This window comes from Bacteroides sp. CAG:189, from assembly GCF_000432295.1.
Lineage (GTDB): Bacteria > Bacteroidota > Bacteroidia > Bacteroidales > Bacteroidaceae > Bacteroides > Bacteroides salyersiae.
Genome location: NZ_HF991096.1, coordinates 1 through 5,722, shown reverse-complemented (window position 1 = coordinate 5,722; position 5,722 = coordinate 1). Strand labels below are relative to the sequence as shown.

3 protein-coding genes and 1 pseudogene are annotated in these 5,722 nt (G+C 33.9%); 2 read left to right on the top strand and 2 right to left on the bottom strand.

Going from position 1 to position 5,722, the window contains the following annotated elements; genetic code table 11:
- Positions 1-524, top strand: a pseudogene (locus tag QVP90_RS13670) (glycoside hydrolase family 38 C-terminal domain-containing protein); the annotation flags it as partial.
- Between the two features lie 64 nt (positions 525-588).
- A complete protein-coding gene (locus QVP90_RS13665; protein WP_021936750.1) occupies positions 589-4,650 on the top strand; it encodes a hybrid sensor histidine kinase/response regulator transcription factor in 4,062 nt (1,353 codons plus the stop codon).
- Between the two features lie 409 nt (positions 4,651-5,059).
- Here the strand turns inward: QVP90_RS13665 and QVP90_RS19895 are convergent, their stop codons facing one another.
- On the bottom strand, positions 5,060-5,143 hold the full coding sequence (locus QVP90_RS19895; protein ID WP_369678148.1) for a hypothetical protein: 84 nt from the start codon (positions 5,141-5,143) through the stop codon (positions 5,060-5,062).
- On the bottom strand, positions 5,104-5,722 hold a 619-nt coding region (locus QVP90_RS13660; protein WP_288204532.1), incomplete at its 5' end, for a hypothetical protein. The genes QVP90_RS13660 and QVP90_RS19895, both read right to left, overlap by 40 nt.

Below are 5,722 nucleotides of genomic sequence, written 5' to 3'. Positions count from 1 at the left end.
CGGCATTCCGTTTACAAAAATACGAAAATGGCAATTGGATAGATATAGATGGAGTGGAAGGAAATACGATAAATAAGGTTCACCGATCAGTAACTCCTTTTAAAGCCGATCGTATTCGCTTACAGATCGATAAGGGTGAACAGAAAGGGTCTACTATACGTATTCTTGAGTTTGCTGTGTATGGTCGTGAAGTGGGTACAGTGGGCATTGAACATACAGTTTCTTTGAATAATAATTTCCATATTGAAGGTAACTATCCGAATCCTTTTTTTAGACAGACTGCGATACAATGTGTAGTGCCAGAAGGAATATCCGAGCTTGTATTGAATGTGTATGATTGCATTGGGAAAGTTATTGATAACCGTGTTTATCCGGTTTCCAAATCTGGGTTACAGGAATTCATCTGGGATAGTCACGATATTAACGAAGGAATTTATCTCTATACAATTTCTGCGATGAAAGATGGAAAAATGATATTTACAGATACAAAGAAGATGATTATTAGTAAATTCGTAGCTGAATAAAGTGAAATATTGTCATATAGATTGCAATGAATAAAATAGAAAGTTGAAGTTATAGTATAATGTTATGAGAAAAGTATTGATTACTATTCTATTGTTGAGTCTTTTTGTTGTAAAACAGGCATTTGCATCTTTTTCATTGCTCGACTTGGCAAGTCTTAATGGTCAGCTGTCTAATAATGCTATTTTGTGTATTCATCAGGATTTGTATGGCTTCATGTGGTTTGGTACTTATGACGGACTAAATTTGTATGATGGCAAGAAGGTAACTACATTCCGTTATGAAATTAATAATCCGAATTCCCTTTCTGGTAATACCATCCATAATATACAAAGTGCTGATGATGGTTATTTGTGGATATCGACTCAACGCGGACTTAATAAATTTTCTTTGAAAGAACGACAGGCTGTTGAAACTTATGTGCAATATAAACGGGTAGATCTGATTGCAGTTGATAAAAAAGGGAATAGTTGGATGATTAATAAAGATAATTATATCTTATTTTATGATTCATCAATAAAGAAAATGTGGGAGATACCTGCCGAGGGGATTCGGTTGAGTGAAATAAGGTCAATGTTTGCTGATAAATCGGGTAGAATCTGTCTTATATTGAAAGATGCCCGTTTGCAATATCTTACATTGACCTGTAAAGTTACGAGAAAAGATATCCCTTATGCCTTGTCTATATCGGAGGTAAATTTTCATAATGAAGAAATAATACAGGTCTTTTATGAGGATGAACAGGTCTATTTTATTGATAAATACCATAACCTGTTTGTCTATGACAGCTTTAAGCAAATGAAAATTTTGCTGCGGAACATATCTGATATGGTTAGTCAATATGGATTAGTTTCGTCTCTACGGCTTTTTCAGAATGAAGTCTATCTTGCTTTTATGCATAGTGGGTTGTTAAAGTTTGATGCGTCTACTCATGACAAGAAGCCGGAATTAATAAATATGACAGTGGGTATTTTCGGATTGATGAAAGATCGTTTTCAAGAGGCGATGTGGGTTGGTACCGATGGTTTGGGAGTGGAATTATATTGTAGTGAAAAGAATAATTTTGGTAATATATTGTTGAGTAATTTGCCGTTTGTTGCAAAACGCCCGGTCCGTGCCTTCTATACGGATGAAGAGAATACACTTTGGATTGGAACCAAAGGAGATGGAATTATTCGAATTAAAGATTATGCTTTATTTAAGAACAGCAAAATTCCTGTTGAGAATATACAGCACTTTGTCGATATGCACGAAAATCCAGTATATTCTTTCGTAAGAAGTCGTTTCAATAAAAATGATTTGTGGATCGGTACTGATGGAAATCTCTCTTATTATTCTTATAAAGAAAAAAAAATGTATCCAGTGAAGGATCATTCAAATCTGGTTCCGGCTGTTGCAAATGTTCATAGTTTCTGTGAAGTGAACGATTCTACGTTATGGTTGTCTTCCAGAGGGCTTTATAAAGTTACTATTGATAAAAGTAAACATCCTTATGAAATTAAAAGAAAAGAATGTTATCCTTTTCTGAGAGATAATGTTTGGGTTAATGATGAATTTTATTCAATGATTTATAATGGAGACTCTATTTTATTCTTAGGAAGTAGGGGGGGATATGGAGTGAACCGTTTTAATATTAACGATTCCACGAGTTCTTCTATTTTGATGAATATGGCAATTGGAGATGTTATTAGTTTGTACATTGACGAAGATTCTACGTTGTACGTGGGTACCAGTTCTGGATTGATACAAGTTTTGGGAGGTGAAGATAAAACGAAAGATAAAATAAAGCAGTTTACTCGTGAGGATGGTATCTTGAATGATATGATTCATGGAATTCTGGAAGATAATTTTGGTATTATTTGGCTCAGTACTAGTAAAGGATTGGTCAAATATAATCCTCAGAATGGTGCATTTTTTAATGTGAGGTCATTACACATTGGTGTTTCTGAATTTTCGGATGATGCTTATTGGAAATGTCCATTAACTGGACGCCTGTTTTTTGGTGGTGTAAACGGACTTGTATGGATCGAGCCGGAGATTGAACAAACAATTACTACCTATGAACCAGATTTATTATTTACAGAGTTAGATTGTTCTGGAGATAAGCAGACATTATATGAATATAATGAAAATACAGATAAGGTATTAAAGTTGAGATCTGATCAAAATACGTTTCAACTGACATTTGCAACTTTGGATTATATAAATGGTGATAATTATGATTATTTCTATTTACTTGATAATTATGATAATCAGTGGGTTTCATTGAAAAAGGAGAATAAGATTCGCTTTACTAATCTCCCTCCGGGTGATTACACTTTGAAAGTTAAATATAGAAATGATGTTGTTTCTGCTGATGATAAGGTGTATTCTCTTCGGGTTACCGTATTACCGCCTTGGTATCTTTCTCCATTGGCTTATTTGATTTACAGTTTTTTGTTTGTTGTATCTCTTGTTTTAGTCATTCTATATGTACGAAGAAAATTTGTACAAAAACAACAGGCACTGGCGCGAAGAATCAAAGAGGAACAAAAGGAAAAAATGTATGAGTCAAAATTGAATTTTTTTGCCAATGTAACTCATGAATTGTATACTCCTTTAACGTTGATAAATGGGGCGGTGGATCAAATACGAAAAGGAGAAATAAATCAGAATACGCGAAAATATCTGAGTGTTCTGCATAATAATGTACTTAGTTTGAATGAGTTGATACAAGAAATATTGGATGTAAGAAAAATTGAAGAGGCTGATATTAATCTTAGTGTCTTAAAGAATATTTGTTTATCTGAGATTTTTGATAAATTATTAACTTCTTTTTCTATATTGGCTGGTCAAAATAGTATTGAATTTATTACTTCTGTACCCGATAATTTATATTGGAACACAGATAGTAAAGGATTTAGAAAGATAATTTCTAATTTACTGTCTAATGCATTGAAATACACTCCGGTTGGTGGGTATGTTAAATTAACGGTCACTGTTGAAAATAATATTCTGAAAATTGTGGTTCGCAATTCAGGAAAAGGCATAGAACCCAGCAAACTGTCTTCTATTTTTGATCGGAATTGTATTTTGGAGGAGACCGATGTAAATGCTAATAATCAAATGACAGCCAGAAATGGGCTGGGATTATATATTTGTTACAGTATTGTGAAAATGCTGAAAGGAGAGATAACGGTAAATAGTGTGGTCAACGAGTATACAGAGTTTGTTATTACTTTGCCTAACCAGGTTCAAAATGAGATACCGAATACCAATGAACAGCCGATTGTGAAGGTATCAGTTAATTTGGTTGAGGAGGACAATACGGAGAAAGTATCAAAAATAGATATTAATAGTGTTGTGGAAGCTTCGGTTCCACATGTTTTAATTGTTGATGATAATAAAGATATTGTAGAATTAGTAGCAGATTTATTGTCTCCATATTGTCAAACATTGAAAGCCTTTAGTGTAAAAGAGGCTTTGGGGCTTTTGAAGAAGCAAACTCCATCTCTTGTAATTACAGATATAATGATGCCTGAAATTGACGGATTCTCTTTTATCCGGATGTTGCGTGAAGATAAATACTGTAAACGTCTTCCAATAATTGCTCTTTCTGCTAAAACAGATAATTTGGATCAGGTAAAAGGATATGAGTTGGGTGTTGATGCCTATATAACTAAACCTTTCTCATCCGATGTCTTGATTTCTGTAGTATGTCGTTTTCTGACCAATAAAGTGGAAATGAAAAATTATTATGATTCTGTAGATAGCTCTTTTGAATATATACATGGAAAACTTTTACATCAAAAAGATAAGAAGTTTATTGAAGATGTATTAGATATTATAAAGGAGAATATATCTAATTCGGAACTTGGTCCGGAATTAATTGCAAATCAGATGAAGACTTCGACTCGGAATTTATATCGTCAAATGAAAAAGATCATAGAAATTTCCCCTACAGAGCTGGTTAAAGATTATAAACTTTCTTATGCTGCGAAGTTACTTATTACTACAAATTTATCAGTGAAAGAGATTATTTATAAGATAGGTATTACTAACAAATCTTACTTTTATAACGAATTCTTTAAAAAATATCAACTTTCTCCGAAACAATATAAAGGGATGAAGGCAGAAAGTGAAGAATAATTTTTCATTGTATCTAATGTTGACAGTGTTGAGATTTTGGCTAATTTTCTTCAATAATTGAGTAGAAATTAAATTTATTAGTATATGCAGTTGTATGTCGAATATTTAGGTAGAGTTTTTCCATTTCTATTTGATAAAACATCCGGGTGTGATATGTACTGGATTTAGTGGTTCTTCTTCAACTAAATTAAAGAAGAACCGAATAAGTTTACACTTCTGTTTGTTAGTCCTATTGTAGTTGTCCTATTTGGAGGATATCCAAATATAGTACTAATTATTCTATTTATTCCAATGTTATAGAACTGATTTTTGTTATATTCTCATTTGTCAAGAAATATCCTCGGTCGGGGCCGTACGGCAAAGGGCGGGACCACCCGTCCCGATGAGCACAACCTGAGTCGGGGTACTTTCATACCTTCTCCTCCTTTATAATTTCCATTGGTGTGCGCATTTTCAAAGCTTGGTGTGGTTGGATATTATTATATGTGTGCACAGCCTGTTTAATGCGTTCTTCCACCTGATTAAAATCTCCTTCCCGTAGTCAAAGAGCCATCCGTTCTTAATAGTATTATTCACCCGTTCGGTCAATGCATTATGCAGAGGATCACCACACTGTGTCATGCTTATGTTTATATGTTGTGCTTTTAACGTATCAACATATTGGTTTGAACAGTATTGAACTTCAGGTCTGAATGATATAATCAACCCACTGATATTTATTCCGTTCTCTCTGTAAAATAGAAAAGCTGACTCCAAAGCTTTCATCGGGCCTTCCATTGTCAATGAAGGACAGAACGAATAACCTACTATTATACTTCCGCTTGTGCTTGCAACAAACTTAGGTGTCGTGTTTAGCAAATTAGGATATATATAATTCCCATAATAATTATGATTGGAGTTCCTCGTTTTGGGACGCACGCGTCTCTTCCGTTGGACCAGACCATTAGATCGGAATATCTCATAGCACTGGTCACGTCCTATCACCATTTTTTCCTTAAAGTAACGAACACAGCATGCATATAGCTCACACATACCCGCTTGGGGCATTAAAGTTCTTAATTCTTTGCAATAC